Source organism: Streptomyces melanogenes (genome assembly GCF_014649795.1).
GTDB lineage: Bacteria > Actinomycetota > Actinomycetes > Streptomycetales > Streptomycetaceae > Streptomyces > Streptomyces noboritoensis.
In genome coordinates this window covers 335978-351454 of sequence record NZ_BMTS01000005.1, presented here as the reverse complement: position 1 = coordinate 351454, position 15477 = coordinate 335978, and the positions used below count along the sequence as shown (strand labels likewise).

18 protein-coding genes are annotated in these 15477 nt (G+C 72.6%); 8 read left to right on the top strand and 10 right to left on the bottom strand.

What is annotated here, in order from left to right:
* Positions 1-19: 19 nt before the first annotated feature.
* From IE252_RS14030 to IE252_RS14010, 5 genes are all read right to left on the bottom strand, one after another.
* Positions 20-319, bottom strand: coding sequence for a hypothetical protein (locus IE252_RS14030; protein ID WP_190089694.1), 300 nt, complete (start codon positions 317-319; stop codon positions 20-22).
* Positions 320-404: 85 nt separating this feature from the next.
* Positions 405-722: a DUF202 domain-containing protein gene (locus tag IE252_RS14025; RefSeq protein WP_190089693.1), complete on the bottom strand. Its 318-nt coding sequence runs from the start codon at positions 720-722 to the stop codon at positions 405-407.
* Positions 719-1111, bottom strand: coding sequence for a YidH family protein (locus IE252_RS14020; RefSeq protein WP_190089692.1), 393 nt, complete (start codon positions 1109-1111; stop codon positions 719-721). Before IE252_RS14020 ends, IE252_RS14025 begins: the two co-directional genes overlap by 4 nt.
* A 23-nt stretch (positions 1112-1134) precedes the next feature.
* A complete protein-coding gene (locus IE252_RS14015) occupies positions 1135-1668 on the bottom strand; it encodes an NUDIX hydrolase (protein WP_229848329.1) in 534 nt (177 codons plus the stop codon).
* Between the two features lie 26 nt (positions 1669-1694).
* Positions 1695-2588 carry a DMT family transporter gene (locus tag IE252_RS14010; protein ID WP_190089690.1) on the bottom strand — a complete coding sequence of 298 codons (894 nt, stop codon included), beginning with the start codon at positions 2586-2588 and terminating at the stop codon, positions 1695-1697.
* Between the two features lie 410 nt (positions 2589-2998).
* Here IE252_RS14010 and IE252_RS14005 point away from each other — a divergent pair, with 410 nt between their 5' ends.
* The 4 genes from IE252_RS14005 (at position 2999) to IE252_RS13990 (ending at position 6986) form a co-directional block, all read left to right on the top strand.
* On the top strand, positions 2999-3943 hold the full coding sequence (locus IE252_RS14005) for a hypothetical protein (protein WP_190089689.1): 945 nt from the start codon (positions 2999-3001) through the stop codon (positions 3941-3943).
* 75 nt (positions 3944-4018) lie between these two features.
* Positions 4019-5548, top strand: a complete 1530-nt coding sequence (locus tag IE252_RS14000; protein WP_190089688.1) for an APC family permease — start codon at positions 4019-4021, stop codon at positions 5546-5548.
* 135 nt (positions 5549-5683) lie between these two features.
* Positions 5684-6349 carry a molybdopterin-dependent oxidoreductase gene (locus IE252_RS13995; RefSeq protein WP_190089823.1) on the top strand — a complete coding sequence of 222 codons (666 nt, stop codon included), beginning with the start codon at positions 5684-5686 and terminating at the stop codon, positions 6347-6349.
* On the top strand, positions 6291-6986 hold the full coding sequence (locus IE252_RS13990; RefSeq protein ID WP_190089687.1) for a cytochrome b/b6 domain-containing protein: 696 nt from the start codon (positions 6291-6293) through the stop codon (positions 6984-6986). Before IE252_RS13995 ends, IE252_RS13990 begins: the two co-directional genes overlap by 59 nt.
* Here the strand turns inward: IE252_RS13990 and IE252_RS13985 are convergent.
* On the bottom strand, positions 6972-8378 hold the full coding sequence (locus IE252_RS13985; protein WP_190089686.1) for a GntP family permease: 1407 nt from the start codon (positions 8376-8378) through the stop codon (positions 6972-6974). The genes IE252_RS13990 and IE252_RS13985 overlap by 15 nt on opposite strands.
* Positions 8379-8401: 23 nt before the next feature.
* Positions 8402-8911, bottom strand: coding sequence for a gluconokinase (locus tag IE252_RS13980; protein WP_190089685.1), 510 nt, complete (start codon positions 8909-8911; stop codon positions 8402-8404).
* Between the two features lie 194 nt (positions 8912-9105).
* Here IE252_RS13980 and IE252_RS13975 point away from each other — a divergent pair, with 194 nt between their 5' ends.
* From IE252_RS13975 to IE252_RS13960, 4 genes are all read left to right on the top strand, one after another.
* The gene (locus IE252_RS13975; protein WP_190089684.1) at positions 9106-9807 is read left to right on the top strand and encodes a FadR/GntR family transcriptional regulator; all 702 of its coding nucleotides are present in this window, start codon (positions 9106-9108) and stop codon (positions 9805-9807) included.
* 209 nt (positions 9808-10016) lie between these two features.
* Positions 10017-11465, top strand: a complete 1449-nt coding sequence (locus IE252_RS13970) for an amino acid permease (RefSeq protein WP_190089683.1) — start codon at positions 10017-10019, stop codon at positions 11463-11465.
* A 147-nt stretch (positions 11466-11612) separates the two neighbouring features.
* Entirely contained in the window at positions 11613-12698 is a 1086-nt protein-coding gene (locus tag IE252_RS13965; RefSeq protein WP_190089682.1) for an S-(hydroxymethyl)mycothiol dehydrogenase, read from the top strand.
* Entirely contained in the window at positions 12698-13327 is a 630-nt protein-coding gene (locus tag IE252_RS13960; protein WP_190089681.1) for an MBL fold metallo-hydrolase, read from the top strand. Before IE252_RS13965 ends, IE252_RS13960 begins: the two co-directional genes overlap by 1 nt.
* Here IE252_RS13960 and IE252_RS13955 read toward each other — a convergent pair.
* Genes IE252_RS13955 through IE252_RS13945 form a run of 3 tightly spaced genes read right to left on the bottom strand, consistent with a single transcriptional unit; the run spans position 13311 to position 15408 of the window.
* A complete protein-coding gene (locus IE252_RS13955) occupies positions 13311-14156 on the bottom strand; it encodes an amidohydrolase family protein (RefSeq protein WP_190089680.1) in 846 nt (281 codons plus the stop codon). The two genes, IE252_RS13960 and IE252_RS13955, sit on opposite strands and share 17 nt — an antisense overlap.
* Positions 14153-14464, bottom strand: a complete 312-nt coding sequence (locus IE252_RS13950) for an L-rhamnose mutarotase (protein ID WP_190089679.1) — start codon at positions 14462-14464, stop codon at positions 14153-14155. Before IE252_RS13950 ends, IE252_RS13955 begins: the two co-directional genes overlap by 4 nt.
* Positions 14461-15408, bottom strand: coding sequence for an aldo/keto reductase (locus IE252_RS13945; protein ID WP_190089678.1), 948 nt, complete (start codon positions 15406-15408; stop codon positions 14461-14463). Before IE252_RS13945 ends, IE252_RS13950 begins: the two co-directional genes overlap by 4 nt.
* Positions 15409-15477: the final 69 nt, after the last annotated feature.

The window sequence follows — 15477 nt, the reverse complement described above, 5'->3', positions numbered from 1 at the left end:
CGCCGTGCGGATCAAGCCGTCAGTGGTCGTCCCAGTGGCCCTCGTGCTCGGCGTGCCGGTGCCCGTCGTGGACATAGTCGAGGTGGTCGCCGTGCTCCACGGACTGGTGGCCGCAGCCGACGCCGTGCTCGTGCGCGTGCCCGTCGTGGGCGACGTGCCCGGCGGGCTCGCACTCGTCCCAGTGGCCGGAGTGCTCGCGGTGCATGTGCCCGTCGTGGGCGTAGTCCGTGTGGTCGCCGTGCGGCACGGCCCGGTGCCCGCAGGTGGGGCCGTGCACGTGCTCGTGCGTGGTGGGGTGTTCCTCGTGGCGTACGGTCATGGCGTTCACCCCTCGAGATCGCGCCCCCACGTCTCAGGCTAGTGCGCCGGGCGCGGCTCCGCTTCCGCTGCCGGCGCCGGGCCCTTCAGAGCAGCATCGCCACCGCGAACAGCGCCAGCGCCGCCACGCAGGCCAGCGCCGCGACCGCCTCGCGGGGCCGCAGCACGCCGGGGCGGGCCGAGCGGGTCAGGGACTGGATGCGGCGGTGAGCCACGGCCAGGAAGCCCAGCCAGACCAGACCGCTCAGGGCCACGGCGACCAGGGCGACGGGCGTCCGGCCGCCGTGCAGGGCCTGCTTGGCCGCGAGGACCGCGGCCACCGTGCAGGACAGCGTCGTACGGCGCCAGGCGAGCCGGGTCCGCTCGGGCTGGAGGCCGGGGTCCCGGTCGGGCGCGCCCGTCACCCGGCCCAGCCGAAGACGACGACCACCACCATGACGACGGCGACCCCCGCCACCACCACGCTCAGCAGGGTGGGGAAGCGCGACACGGGCAGGTCCTCGCCGCGCCGCATCGCCCGCTCGCACCGCACCCAGTGGTTCACGGCCCGCAGCGCGCACAGCACCCCGGCCGCCAGCAGCGCGAGGGCGAGCCCGACCCGTACGCCCCAGCGCAGGTCCGGCAGGAACTGGTCGACCGCGAAACCGCCGCCGACCAGGGCGAGCGACGTCCGGATCCAGGCCAGGAACGTCCGCTCGTTGGCCAGCGAGAACCGGTAGTCCGGCGTCTCGCCCTCCTCGCCGATGCGCTCGGGTGCGAACCACAGCCGCAGGGTCTGCGCGATGCTGATCACATTTGCACACTACCCGCAGGCGATCACCCGGCCCGGTGCGCGCGCAGCCTGCGGTAGGCGTCGAGCCCGTCCGGCACCCACTCCCAGGTGCCGAGCCGCCGCTCCACCTCGGCCTCGGGCAGGAAGTCGTGCCAGGCGACCTCCTCGACCTGCGGCCGCACCGGCAGTGTGCAGCGCACCTCGTACACGGCCGACCACCACGTCTGCCGCCCGTCCGCGCCGCCCTCGTAGAGGAACTTGAACACCGGTACGGGCCGGGGCAGCCCGGACACCCCGAGCTCCTCCTCGGCCTCGCGCAGCGCGGCGTCGTAGTAGCTCTCGCCCGCGCCGACGACACCGCCGACGAACATGTCGTACAGCGACGGGAAGACCAGCTTGGTGGGGGTGCGCCGGTGGACGAAGATCCGGTCCTCGGCGTCCCGGGCGAGGACGAAGACGCAGCGGTGGCGCAGCCCCCGGGCGTACGCCTCGCCGCGCGGGGCCTGGCCGACGACACGGTCGTGCTCGTCGACGATGTCGAGGATCTCGTCGGAGGGGGAGGGTGCGGATGAGCTCATGGGACTCATCCAATCACCGCACTGTTCTAGTGCGGCTGGAGGTCGTGGACCCGTTCCTTCGGTCCCGTCCCCGACGGCATCGCCGGATGGAGTCCGAGCAGGACGATGCCGGTGACGATGGCGGCGAGTCCGCAGACCTCCCAGGCGAGCGCCGCCGCGTCGGTACGGAGCTGATCGCCCAGGAAGCCGACGCCGCAGGCGATCCCGGCGAGCGGCTGGGCGGCGGTGAGCGCGGGCAGCGACATCCGCAGCGGGGCGGTCTCGAAGGCGCTCTGGACGAGGATCAGGCCGGTCACGCCGAGCGCCAGCACGCCGTACGGCTGCCAGCCCGTCATGAGGTGGGCGAAGCCGTCGGCCCGGAACCGTTCGCCGCTGACGCGGGTGAGGGCGTCCTGGAGGCCGTAGAGGAAACCGGCGGCGACGGCGAGGAGGGTGGGTCCTGCGCTGAGGCGGGACCGCTTGGCGTACACGGTGAGGACGAGCGCGATCCCGACGACGATCCCGACGATCAGCCAGTGCCGCAGGGGTCCGGCGACGTCGTTGCCGCCGCGCGGCTGGCCCGCCACCATGAAGGCGGTCACCCCGCCCGCGAGGAGGGTGAGCCCCGCCCAGCCCTGGCGGCCCAGGGACTGCTTGGTCTGCCAGCGGGACAGGGCCATGGCGAAGAAGAGGTTGGTGGCGAGCAGCGGCTCCACCTGGGAGACCTCGCCCTGGCCCAGCGCCAGCGCGCCGAGCACCATGCCCGCGACCATCAGCCCCATCCCGGCGAGCCAGCGGGGCACCCGGACGAGGTCGAGCAGCAGCCGCGGCGACAGGAAGTCGCTCAGCGGGGCGTGCTGGGCGGCGTTCTGCTGGAGCACGAACCCGAAGCCCAGACAGCAGGCCGCGCCCACGGCGAGAGCGAGGACGAGAACCGACACGTGGGATCCTTCAAGTGCGGCCGGGGGTTGTGAACTTGCTCGACGATAGCGCCCCGGGGGCCCCGACGCCTCCCGAGCACCCACTGGACGCGACCCAGCCCCCTTTTTGGCCCAGCCCCTAAATGCGCCCCTGCGGGGCGCCCAGGGGATTGCCGCGGAGCGGCATCTCTAGGGGCGCGGGGAACTGCGCGACCAGTTGGGAACGGCCCGCAGACGAAGAACCCGGCCGCCCGGGGTGGGGGTCAACCAACCCGAGGCACCACCCAGTTGAATCCCGTCGCACACCCGCCGAACCTTGACGTGGAGCATTGGGTACCGCTTTGCTGTCCGCGATCACCCTGTCACCCGGACCAACCGCCCCACCCACCACACCACCCACACACCACACCCACCCCCCGGGAAGTACGCGGATGCCCCCGCCCCCGCTAGGCCGCCCCCGCAAACGCGGTGGCCGCGCCTTCGACCCGGCGCTCGACGACGCCGAACTCGTCGCCGTCCGCGCCCAGTTGGCGCAGGGTCGGTGGACCAGGGTCCGCTCGCTGCTGGTCGCGACCGGCGACGACTGGGACCGGCGAGGCCACCGCCTCACCGTCCTGGGCGAGCCCGCCACCTCCGCCGCCTGGGCCCGCGAGTGGCTGCTCGCCGAGCCGGACAGCGCCGACGCCGCCGCGCTCCACGCCTGCGCCCTGGTCTCCCGCTGCCTGGGCGGCAAGGGGGACAAGGACGCGGCCCGCGACGCCTGCCTGGAGGCCGCCCGGCTCGCCCCCGCCGACCCCACCCCCTGGCTCGCCCTGCTCGCCCTCTCCCGCAGCCTCGGCTCGGACAACGAGACCGAGCAGATATTCGCCGAGGTGTGCTCCCGGCACCCGGACCACCACCACGCCCACCACCTGATGGCCGCCCGGCTCGCCGAGCGCCGCCCGGGCGACGGCGCCGACCCGCTGCACGAGGTGTACGCCTTCGCCGCCGCCTCCGTCGCCCGCGCCCCCGCCGACTCCCCGCTCGCCCTGCTCCCGCTGGTCGCCCACGCCGAGCGGTACCGGGTCCTCGCGGCCCGGGGCGCCGCACCCGGCGACCCGGTCGACTCGGAGCACTGGACCGGCCGCCGCGCCCGCCAGGTGATCAAGTCCGCGTTCGACTGGTGGCTGGAGTGGGAGCGCGAGGACCACCCCCGGGCCGGCGTAGACCTCAACTTCCTGGCCCACGCCAAGCACTGCGAGGGCCGCCCCGCCGAGGCCGCCGCCCTCTTCCACCGCATCGGCAAGCACTTCACGCCCGCGCCCTGGTCGTACCCGGACCGGGACCCGTACCGCGCCTTCCAGGCCGCCCGCAGCGCCGCACTCGGCACCGCCTAGCCCCAGCACGGCACCACCCGCACGGCTCCACCCCTCGGCACCACCCCCGCGTCCCACCGAAAGGGCACCCCCGCCATGTCGAGCGACACCGATGAGATCCGTACGTACAAGGGCCAGGAGAGAGCCCTGCGCGCCGACCGGCTCGGCACTCCGGGCCTGCTCCTGTCGGTGCTCGCCGCGAGCGCCCCGCTGATGGTGGTCGCGGGTGTCATGCCCACCACGTACGGCGTGATGGGCATCGTCGGCCAGCCGCTGCTCTTCCTCATCCTCGGCGCCGTCCTGGTCCTGTTCAGCTTCGGGTACGCCGAGATGAGCCGCCACGTCCACAACGCCGGGGCGTTCTACGCGTACATAGCCAGGGGCCTCGGCCCCACCGCCGGATCGGGCGCCGCCTTCGTGGCGCTCGTCGCCTACAGCGCCCTCCAGGTCGGCATCTACGGCATGTTCGGCTTCGAGGTCTCCAGCCTCTGCGCCACCTACCTCGACACCGAGATCGCCTGGTGGATCCCGGCGCTGGCGGCCGTCGCGCTGGTCGGCGTACTCGCCTGGCTGAAGATCGACCTCAACGCCAAGGTGCTGGGCGTGCTGCTGGTCATCGAGGTCGCCCTGGTCGTCGTCTTCGACTTCGCCGCCGTCGCCGACCCCGCCAAGGAGGGCCTGTCGCTGCACGCCTTCGACCCGTCCACGCTCTCCGGCGCGGGCATCGGCACCGCCCTGTGCTTCTGCATCGCCGCGTTCACCGGCTTCGAGCAGGCGCCGGTGTACGCGGAGGAGACCAGCCGCCCGCATCTGGTCGTCTCGCGCGTGATGTTCCTGGCCGTCGGCTTCACCGCCGTGTTCTTCGCGCTCAGCTCCTGGGCGCTCACGGTCGCCACCGGCCCCGCCGCAATCGTCGACGCCTCGCGCAAGAACGGGCCCGGGCTGCTCTTCGGGCTCACCGAGGACCGGCTCGGAACCACCTTCACCGACGTCCTGCACGTCCTCTTCGTCACCGGCATGTTCGCCGCGCTGCTCAGCTTCCACAACGTCGTCGCCCGGTACGTCTTCGCCATGGGCCGCGAAGGCCTGCTGCCCGCCGCCTTCGGCCGTACCAACCACGCCAGCGGCGCCCCCGGCAGCGGCTCGCTGCTTCAGACCGCGATCTCGGCCGTCGTGGTCGTCGCCTTCGCCGTCGCCGACGACAAGCCCACCGGCGACCCGACCGCCGCCGTGCTGCACCTGTTCACCTGGATGGGCAACGTGGGCGCGCTCGGCGTGATCGTGCTGATGGCCGCCGCCTCCTTCGCGGTCATCGCCTTCTTCGTCCGCCGGGGAGCGGCCGCGGCCCAGCTGTGGCGGCTGCTCGCCTCCGGCATCGCCGGGGTCGCGCTCCTCGTCATCGCGGTCTACACGGTCAAGGACTTCGACGTCCTCGTCGGCGCCGGACCGGACTCCTCGCTCAGCTGGGTCCTCCCCTCGATCATCGCGCTCGCCCTGGCGGCGGGTGTGGCGTACGGCCTGGTCGTACGGGCGGTACGGCCCGAGGCGCACGCCCGGATCGGCCAGGGCAACGAGGCCTTCCAGCTGGAGAAGCTGGAGCGGGCGGCGGGCGCCGCCAGGGCGTAGGCCAGGATCTGACCAAACGGTGACGGTGTGCCGGGGCCCCTGGTGTCCGGGGGCCGCCGGTGCTCGAATCAGGGGGTGAACCCTGAACCACCGCCCGCCGAGAGCGCCCCGGTCGGCCGTCGGATCGTGCTCGGCATGCTCGGCCTCGGCGCCGCCGGGGTCGCCGCCGCCCCGGTCCTCCAGCGCGGCCTGGAGTCGTTCCTCGGCGCCGCCGCCGGGAAGGACCCCACCGGTCTGACCGGCCTGCTGCCCAACGGCGGCGGCTTCCGCTACTACTCGGTCGCCGCCTCCGTACCGCACAAGGGCGCCGCCGACTACCGGCTCACCGTCGACGGCCTCGTCGACCGCCCCGCCACCTACACCCTGGACGCGCTGCGGGCGCTGCCGCAGACCCGGCTGGTCCGGGACGTGCAGTGCGTGACGGGCTGGCGGGTGCCGGGCACCCCGTTCGCGGGGGTGCGGCTGTCCCGGCTCCTCGACGCCGCAGGGGTGCGCCCAGGAGCCGGGGCGGTCCGCTTCACCTGCTTCGACGGCACGTACACCGAGAGCCTCACGCTCGAACAGGCCCGCCGCGACGACGTGCTGGTCGCCCTGAGCATGCGGGACAAGCCCGTGTCGCACGCGCACGGCGGCCCGGTCCGCCTCTATGTGGCGCCCATGTACTTCTACAAGTCGGCGAAGTGGCTCTCCGGGATCACCGTGACGAGCAAGGTGCGGCGGGGGTTCTGGGAGGAGCGGGGCTATGACACGGATGCCTGGGTCGGCCGGTCCAACGGGCGCGACGACCACCCCACCGGCTGAACCCGCCGCGCGCGTACGGCGGTTCACCCGGGCCGAGCGCTGGGTGCACCGGACCAACGCGCTGGTGTTCGGCGTGTGCGTGCTGTCGGCCGCCGTGCTCTACCTGCCGCAGCTCGCCGAGGCCGTGGGCCGCCGGGAGCTGGTGGTGCGGGTGCACGAGATCTCCGGCGTGCTGCTGCCCGTACCGGTCCTCGTGGGGCTCGCCTCCCGGGCGTTCCGCGCCGATCTGCGCCGCCTCAACCGGTTCGGGCCGCACGACCGGCGCTGGCTGCGCTCGGCGCTCACCCGGGACGAACACCCGCGTACGGCGGGCAAGTTCAACGCGGGGCAGAAGGTCTACGCGGGCTGGATCACCGGAGCCGCGCTCGTCCTGCTCGGCACCGGTCTGTTCATGTGGTTCACCCACCTGGCGCCGCTGGCGGTACGGATCGGGTCGACCTTCGTGCACGACTGGCTGGCGCTGGCCGTCGGGATCGTGCTCTGCGGCCATGTGACCATGGCGCTCCTCGACCCGGAGGCACGCCGTGGCATGCGCACCGGGTCGGTGGGGCGCTCGTGGGCCCGGCGGGAGCACGGGCTGTGGCTGGAGGAGGTGGAGGGGGAGAAGGGGCGCGGTGGTCCCCTAGATCACCAGTGACAGCAGCAGCACGAACCCCAGCGCCACCACCGAGATGATCGTCTCCATCACCGACCACGTCTTGACCGTCTGGCCGACGTCCATCCCGAAGTACTCCTTCACCAGCCAGAACCCGGCGTCGTTGACATGGCTGAAGAAGAGCGAGCCCGCGCCGACGGCGAGGACCAGCAGGGCCGTGTGCCCGGTCGACATGTCGGCGGCCAGCGGGGCCACCAGACCGGCGGCGGAGATCGTCGCCACCGTGGCCGAGCCGGTCGCCAGCCGGATCGCGACCGCGATCAGCCAGGCCAGCAGCAGCGCGGGGATGGACCAGTCCTTGGAGACGTCCAGGATCATCTGGCCGACGCCCACGTCGATGAGCGTCTGCTTGAAGCCGCCGCCCGCGCCGACGATCAGCAGGATGCCCGCGATCGGGGCGAGCGACTTCTCGACCGTCGTGGAGATCCGCTCCTTGCTGAACCCGGCGGCCCGGCCCAGCGTGAAGATCGCCACGAGCACGGCCGCGAGCAGCGCGATCAGCGGCGAGCCGATCACGTCGGTGACCCGCTGGAGGTGGTTCTTCGGGTCGTCGACCACGATGTCGACCAGGGCCTTCACCAGCATCAGCACGACCGGAAGCAGCACGGTCGACACGGTCGCGACGAAGTTCGGGCGCTTCTCCAGGTCCTCGGAAGGGCGTGTGGGGATCATGCGGTCCGGCGCCGGGATGTCCACCCAGCGCGCCGCGTACTTGGAGAAGACCGGCCCGGCGATGATCACTGTCGGGATGGCCACCAGGACGCCCAGGGCGAGCGTGACGCCCAGGTTGGCGCCGACCGCGTCGATGGCGACCAGCGGGCCCGGGTGCGGCGGGATCAGCCCGTGCATCACCGAGAGACCGGCGAGCGCCGGGATGCCGATCCGCATCAGCGAGTAGTTGCCGCGCTTGGCGACCAGCAGCACCACCGGGATCAGCAGCACGATCCCGACCTCGAAGAACAGCGGCAGGCCGATGATCGAGGCGATGACCACCATCGCCCACGGCATCGCGCGCCCGCCGGACTTCCCGGCTTTCTCCAGGATCGTGTCGACGATCTGGTCCGCGCCGCCCGAGTCGGCGAGCAGCTTGCCGAGGATCGCGCCGAGCGCGATGAGCACCCCGACACCGGCGACGGTGTTGCCCAGGCCCGTGGTGAAGCTGGTGATGGCCTTGTCCAGCGGCGCTCCCGCGAAGGCGCCGAGCGCCAGCGAGCCGATGGTCAGGGCGAGGAACGCGTGCAGTTTGAACTTGGTGATGAGCAGGACGATGACGGCGATGCCGGCGAGTACGGCGATCCCCAGTCGGGCGTTGCCCGCCGAGGTGATCGGCTCGGCCGCGCCCGCTGCCAGGATCTCGACGCTGAGACTGGTCACGGTGGTGGTCCTCGGTTGGCGGATCAGGGGGCGAGTCGGCGCAGCGCGGCGACGGCCCGGTCGGTGATGTCCTCGGGGGTGCCGGCGACGTCGACGGCCACGCCGGCCTCGTCCGCCTCCAGCGGCTGGAGCGTGGCGAACTGCGAGTCGAGCAGCGCGGTGGGCATGAAGTGGCCCTTGCGCTCGGCCATCCGGTGCTCGATGAGCTCCCGGTCGCCGGTGAGGTGCAGGAAGACGAGGCCGGGGGCGGCCGCCCGAAGCCGGTCGCGGTAGACCCGCTTGAGCGCGGAGCTGCTCACCACCCCGCCGAGGCCCGCCCGGCCGTGCGCCCACCGCCCGATCGCGTCGAGCCAGGGCCAGCGGTCGGCGTCGTCCAGCGGGACGCCGGCCGACATCTTGGCGACGTTGGCCGCCGGGTGGAAGTCGTCGCCCTCGGCATACGGAACGCCGAGCGCCGCCGCGACCAGGGGGCCGATCGTGGTCTTGCCGGTGCCGGCCACGCCCATCACCACGACGACGTGGGGGGTGCTCATAGCGGTGCCTCGCTGTCTTCGTCGACATCGATGTGTTCCGGGCGGCGGTCGTTTCCGGCCATCCGTCCGTCGCGCTACTGAAACCCAAAAGGTGCGACGTATTCAAGACCCTGTGATGAATAAGTAATACTTTTCCGAGTGGCGGCCCCGCGCGCCCGTCCGGCCCGGTGCGCACCGCCCCGTACGCTTTGCCCATGACCACACAGGCCCAGGGACTGCACGCGCAGGTGCTCGACACCCTCGGCCGCGCGATCACCGCAGGCGCATATCCGCCCGGCAGCGTGCTGCGCGGCGACGAGCTCGCCCAGCGCTTCGACGTCTCGCGCACCGTGATCCGCGAGGCGATCCGGGTCCTGGAGTCCATGCAGCTGGTCGAGTCCCGGCGCCGGGTCGGGGTGACGGTCCGGGCCACCGAGCAGTGGAACGTGTACGACCCGCAGGTCATCCGCTGGCGGCTGGCCGGATCCGACCGGCCGCGCCAGCTGCGCTCCCTGACCGTGCTGCGCTCGGCCGTGGAGCCGGTCGCCGCCGGGCTCGCCGCCCACCACGCCACCCCCGAGCAGTGCGCCGCCCTCACCGAGCAGGCGCTCGGCATGGTGGCCACCTCGCGCGGCCGCCAGCTGGAGGGCTACCTCGTCCACGACGTCGCCTTCCACCGGATCGTCCTGAACGCCTCCGGCAACGAGATGTTCGCCAGACTCGGCGATGTCGTCGCGGAGGTCCTGACCGGCAGAACCCACCACCAGGTGATGTTCGAGGACCCCGACCCCGCGGCCGTCACCCTGCACGTGCAGGTGGCCGAGGCGGTCCGGGAGCGGGACGCGGAACGGGCGGAGAGACTCACCCGCGAGATCGCCCTCGGCGCCCTGAAGGAATTGGACGTACTCGCTCCGTAAGCTCAGATTTACCTCAGATTCATCACAGATCTGCCCGTACGTGACATTGGCCACTGCCAAATGCCCCGTCGAGCCGCGACCATGTCCCGAATCAGCCACGCCGCGGTGACGCCACGAGCTCACCCGCATCACCGGCCACCACCGGGACGGCACCGGCACAGCCCGGTATCGCACGACCGCATGACCCCTCACGAAGGCGATACAGCTACATGAGTGACCGCACCATGCCTGCGGCCGAGACGTCGGCGTCCGCGCCGGCGCAGGGCACCCCCCACATCGACGCCGGTGACGCCGGTTACAGCAAGGACCTCAAGTCCCGCCACATCAACATGATCGCCATCGGCGGCGCGATAGGCACCGGCCTGTTCCTCGGCGCCGGCGGCCGCATGGCGGGCGCGGGCCCCTCGCTCGCGATCGCCTACGCGGTCTGCGGCGTCTTCGCGTTCTTCGTCGTCCGGGCCCTCGGCGAGCTCGTGCTCTACCGGCCCTCCTCCGGCGCCTTCGTCTCCTACGCCCGTGAGTTCATGGGCGAGAAGGGCGCCTACACGGCGGGCTGGCTGTACTTCCTGAACTGGTCGACCACCGCCGTGGCCGACATCACGGCCGCCGCCACCTACGCCCATTTCTGGGCCATGTTCAGCGACATCCCGCAGTGGGTGCTCGCCCTGATCGCCCTGGCCGTGGTCCTCACCGCCAACCTGATCTCGGTGAAGTACTTCGGCGAGATGGAGTTCTGGTTCGCGATCGTCAAGGTCGCCGCCCTGGTCGCCTTCATGGCGGTGGGCATCTACCTCGTCGCCACCCAGCACAGCGTGGACGGCAACACCCCGGGCCTGGCCAACATCACCGACCACGGCGGCATCTTCCCGATGGGCATGCTGCCGATGCTCCTGGTCGTCCAGGGCGTCGTCTTCGCGTACGCCTCGGTCGAGCTCTGCGGTGTCGCGGCCGGCGAGACCGAGAACCCGCAGAAGATCCTGCCCAAGGCGATCAACTCGATCATGTGGCGCGTCGGCATCTTCTACGTCGGCTCGGTCGTCCTCCTCGCGCTGATCCTCCCGTACACCGCGTACTCGGGCGACGAGAGCCCCTTCGTCACCGTCCTCGACAAGCTCGGCGTGCCGGGCGCGGCCGGCGTGATGAACCTGGTGGTCCTGACCGCCGCGCTCTCCAGCCTCAACTCGGGTCTGTACTCCACCGGCCGCATCCTGCGCTCGATGGCCGTCGCGGGCTCCGCGCCCAAGTTCACCGCCCGGATGAACAAGGGCCAGGTGCCCTACGGCGGTGTGCTGCTGACCGCCGCGTTCGGCGCCGCCGGTGTCGCCCTGAACAAGCTGATGCCCGACGACGCCTTCGAGATCGTGCTGAACTTCGCCTCCATCGGCATCCTCGGCACCTGGGCGATGATCATGATCTGCTCGCTGCTGTTCTGGCGCCGCGCCCAGGAGGGCAAGCTCACCCGCCCCTCCTACCAGCTGCCCTGGGCCCCCTACACCCAGATCGTGACGCTGGTCTTCCTCGCCACCGTGCTGTACCTGATGTGGTACGGCGGCGGCGTCGGCCGCACCACCGTCTACTGCCTGCCCGTGATCCTGGGCATGCTGGTCGGCGGCTGGTACCTGGTCCGCAAGCGCGTCGCGGAGATCGCGGCCAAGTAGCACCGCGTACGTACGAGAAGGGCGGCATCCCGGCGGCGGGGTGCCGCCCTTCCGCGTGCGGCAGGTAACGTGCGGAGGTCGGGCCCGTACACATTTCCGCCCGTACGCGTCCGCGCGTGCCGGTGGTGCCAGAAAGGAAGTTCACGCATGCCGCAGCAGGTCCGAGGGGTCATCGCGCCGGGGAAGGACGAGCCCGTACGGGTGGAGACGATCGTGGTGCCGGACCCGGGGCCCGGCGAGGCCGTGGTGAAGGTCCAGGCGTGCGGCGTCTGCCACACCGATCTGCACTACAAGCAGGGCGGGATCAACGACGACTTCCCCTTCCTGCTCGGCCACGAGGCCGCCGGTGTGGTCGAGTCGGTCGGCGCCGGGGTCACCGACGTGGCGCCCGGCGACTTCGTGATCCTCAACTGGCGCGCGGTGTGCGGCCAGTGCCGCTCCTGTCTGCGCGGCCGCCCCCAGTACTGCTTCAACACCCACAACGCCAAGCAGAAGATGACGCTGCTGGACGGCACCGAGCTCTCTCCGGCGCTCGGCATCGGCGCCTTCGCCGAGAAGACGCTGGTCGCCGCCGGGCAGTGCACCAAGGTCGACCCGTCGGTCTCCCCGGCCGTCGCGGGGCTGCTGGGCTGCGGTGTCATGGCGGGCATCGGCGCCGCCCTCAACACCGGCAACGTCGGCCGGGGCGACGCGGTCGCCGTCATCGGCTGCGGCGGGGTCGGCGACGCGGCGATCGTGGGCGCCCGGCTCGCGGGCGCGGCGAAGATCGTCGCCGTGGACATCGACGACCGCAAGCTGGCCACCGCCAAGACCATGGGCGCCACCCACACCGTCAACTCCCGCACCGAGGACGCCGTCGAGGCCGTCCGCGCGCTTACCGGCGGCTTCGGCGCCGACGTGGTCATCGAGGCGGTCGGCCGCCCCGAGACCTACAAGCAGGCGTTCTACGCCCGCGACCTGGCCGGAACCGTCGTCCTGGTCGGCGTGCCCACTCCGGACATGAAGCTGGAGCTGCCGCTGATCGACGTCTTCGGCCGCGGTGGCGCGCTCAAGTCGTCCTGGTACGGCGACTGCCTGCCCTCCCGGGACTTCCCCGTACTGATCGACCTGCACCAGCAGGGCCGGATCGACCTGGCCGCGTTCGTCACCGAGACCATCGCGCTCGACGAGGTCGAGAAGGCCTTCGCGCGCATGCACGAGGGCGACGTGCTGCGCTCGGTGGTGGCGTTCTGATGGCCGCCCGCATCGAGCACCTCGTCACCTCCGGCACCTTCGCGCTGGACGGCGGCGTCTGGGACGTCGACAACAACGTGTGGATCGTCGGCGACGACGAGGAGGCGGTGGTCGTCGACGCCGCCCACGACGCCCAGGCGATCCTGGCCGCGCTCGGCGGCCGCACCCTGCGCGCGATCGTCTGCACCCACGCCCACAACGACCACATCGACGCGGCCCCGGAGCTCGCCGAGGCCACCGGGGCGCCGGTGCTCCTGCACCCCGACGACCTGCCGCTGTGGAAGCTCACCCACCCCGACCGCACCCCCGACGGCGAACTGGCCGACGGGCAGACCCTCACGGTCGCGGGCACCGAGCTGACCGTCCTGCACACCCCGGGCCACGCCCCGGGCGCGGTGTGCCTGTACGCCCCCGAGCTGGGCACGGTCTTCACCGGCGACACCCTGTTCGCCGGCGGCCCGGGCGCCACCGGCAGGTCGTTCTCGCACTTCCCGACGATCCTCGACTCGATCCGTGAGCGGCTGCTGACCCTGCCGCCCGAGACGGTGGTACGCACCGGCCACGGCGACTCCACCACGATCGGCGCCGAGGCATCCCAGCTGGACGAGTGGGTCAAGCGCGGCCACTGAGCCCGTAGACGCGGTCCGCCGTGCCGCCGAGGACCTGGGCCCGTTCCCGCGGGCCCAGGTCCTCGGTGAGCGCCCGTGCCACGTCCAGGACTTCGCCGTACGAGGCGGCGAGCAGACACACCGGCCAGTCCGAGCCGTACATCAGCCGCCCGGGCCCGAACGCCTCCAGAACCGTGTCCGCGTACGGCCGCAGAGTCGCCGTGCTCCAACCCGGGCCCGCCTCGGTGACCAGGCCGGAGAGCTTGCAGACGGTGTTCGGCAGCGCGGCGAGCGCGCGGACCGCCGAACCCCAGGGCTCGGTCCCGCCCGAGGCGATCGGCGGCTTGCCCAGGTGGTCGAGGACGAGAACCAGGCCGGGGTGCAGCTCGGCGGCCCGCACACAGGCGGGCAGCTGGTGGGGGAGGACCACCAGGTCGTACGCCAGCCCCGCGTCCGCGACCGCCGCGAGCCCCCGGGCCACGTCCGGCCGCAGCAGCCACTCGGGGTCGCGCTCGCCCTGCACCTGGTGGCGGATCCCCACCAGCCGCTCCCCGCCCGGCAGTTCCCGCAGCCGGGCCAGCTCGTCGGCGACCCCGGGCGCGGTCAGATCGGTCCAGCCGACGACACCGCGTACGAGAGGGTCGTCCTCGGCGAGCGCCAGGAACTCCGGGGTCTCCTCGGCCACGGTCACGGTCTGCACGAGCACGGTGGCGGCGACCCCGGAGGCCTGCGCCCGCAGCTCGTCGAGGGCGAAGGTGCGCCGCAGCGGGGCGAGTCCGGGCCCGGCGAGCCACTCCTGGTCGCGGACGGAGAGGTCCCACACGTGGTGGTGGGAGTCGACGACCCTCACAGCTCCCACACCACCGGCAGCCCGGCGTCCGCGCCCGCCCCTGAGTAGTCGTGGACGACGTCGAGCAGCTCGGCCATACGCGCCTGCCAGGCGATGTTGACCGGCAGCCGCTCCAACTCGGCGAGCAGCCGCCGGTAGTCGGCGCACTCGATCACATGGAACAGCTCGGCGCCGCTGCGCCAGATCGTCCACCCGGTGACCCCGGCGGCCCGGATCGCCGCCGTCAGCTCCGCCGGGACCTCCCGGTGCGCGGCCTCGTACGCCTCGATCCGGTCGCCCCGGACCCTGGTGTGCAGTGCGACCCTCATACGCCCAGCTCCTCCCACAGCGCCTGCGGCACCGGCCGCCCGAACTGCTCGGCCGCGTCCCGGACCTCGGCCGCCGAACGCGCCCCCACCAGCACGCTGGCCACCGCCGGGTGCCGCAGCGGGAAGGCCAGCGCGGCGGCCCGCAGGGGCACGCCGTGGCGCTCGCAGACCGCCTTGATCCGCAGCGCCCGCTCCAGGAGGGCCGGGGGCGCGGCCGCGTAGTCGTAGGGGGCGCCCGGCCGGGGGTCGGCGAGCAGCCCCGAGTTGAAGACCCCGCCGACGACCACGCTCTTGCCGCGCGCGGCCGCCTCCGGCAGCAGCTCGTCGGCCGCCCGCTGGTCGAGCAGCGAGTACCGCCCGGCGCACAGCACCGCGTCCACGTCCGTCTCCCGCACGAACCGGGCCAGCGGCCCCGCGTGGTTCATCCCGGCCCCTATGGCCCGTACGACACCTTCCGCGCGCAGCCGCTCCAGGGCCGGATAGGCCTCGTCCAGGGCCTGTTCGGCGTGGTCGTCGGGGTCGTGCAGGAGGACGACGTCGATCCGGTCCAGGCCGAGCCGCCCGAGGCTGTCCTCGATGCTCCGCCGCACCCCGTCCGCGCTGAAGTCCCAGCGGCGGCGGTGGGTGGCGGGCACCGCGAACCCCTCGGCGCGGTCGTCACCGGCCGGCTCGGCCAGCGGCTCCAGGACGCGGCCGACCTTGGTGGACACGGTGTACGCGTCCCGGGGGCGGCCGCGCAGCGCCGCGCCGATGCGGCGCTCGGAGAGGCCGAGGCCGTAGTGCGGCGCGGTGTCGAAGTAGCGGACGCCCGCGTCCCAGGCGGCGTCCACGGCGTCCCGCGCGGTGGCGTCGTCGACCTCGCCCAGGAGGTTGCCGAGCCCCGCCGCCCCGAAGGACAGCGCGCTGACGAGGCAGCCGCTGCCGCCCAACTCGGTGAGGCGCATGCCGCATATTTATCAGATGTATAGGGGCTCCAGGCACCCCTGGGACCCCAATTTCCGCTGCGGAAGCCG

Coding starts and splice junctions, on each gene's coding strand:
- IE252_RS14030 (WP_190089694.1), bottom strand. CDS start 319: ATGACCGTACGCCACGAGGAACACCCCACCACGCACGAGCACGTGCAC.
- IE252_RS14015 (WP_229848329.1), bottom strand. CDS start 1,668: ATGAGCTCATCCGCACCCTCCCCCTCCGACGAGATCCTCGACATCGTC.
- IE252_RS14005 (WP_190089689.1), top strand. CDS start 2,999: ATGCCCCCGCCCCCGCTAGGCCGCCCCCGCAAACGCGGTGGCCGCGCC.
- IE252_RS14000 (WP_190089688.1), top strand. CDS start 4,019: ATGTCGAGCGACACCGATGAGATCCGTACGTACAAGGGCCAGGAGAGA.
- IE252_RS13995 (WP_190089823.1), top strand. CDS start 5,684: ATGCTCGGCCTCGGCGCCGCCGGGGTCGCCGCCGCCCCGGTCCTCCAG.
- IE252_RS13990 (WP_190089687.1), top strand. CDS start 6,291: ATGACACGGATGCCTGGGTCGGCCGGTCCAACGGGCGCGACGACCACC.
- IE252_RS13980 (WP_190089685.1), bottom strand. CDS start 8,911: ATGAGCACCCCCCACGTCGTCGTGGTGATGGGCGTGGCCGGCACCGGC.
- IE252_RS13975 (WP_190089684.1), top strand. CDS start 9,106: ATGACCACACAGGCCCAGGGACTGCACGCGCAGGTGCTCGACACCCTC.
- IE252_RS13970 (WP_190089683.1), top strand. CDS start 10,017: ATGAGTGACCGCACCATGCCTGCGGCCGAGACGTCGGCGTCCGCGCCG.
- IE252_RS13965 (WP_190089682.1), top strand. CDS start 11,613: ATGCCGCAGCAGGTCCGAGGGGTCATCGCGCCGGGGAAGGACGAGCCC.
- IE252_RS13960 (WP_190089681.1), top strand. CDS start 12,698: ATGGCCGCCCGCATCGAGCACCTCGTCACCTCCGGCACCTTCGCGCTG.
- IE252_RS13950 (WP_190089679.1), bottom strand. CDS start 14,464: ATGAGGGTCGCACTGCACACCAGGGTCCGGGGCGACCGGATCGAGGCG.
- IE252_RS13945 (WP_190089678.1), bottom strand. CDS start 15,408: ATGCGCCTCACCGAGTTGGGCGGCAGCGGCTGCCTCGTCAGCGCGCTG.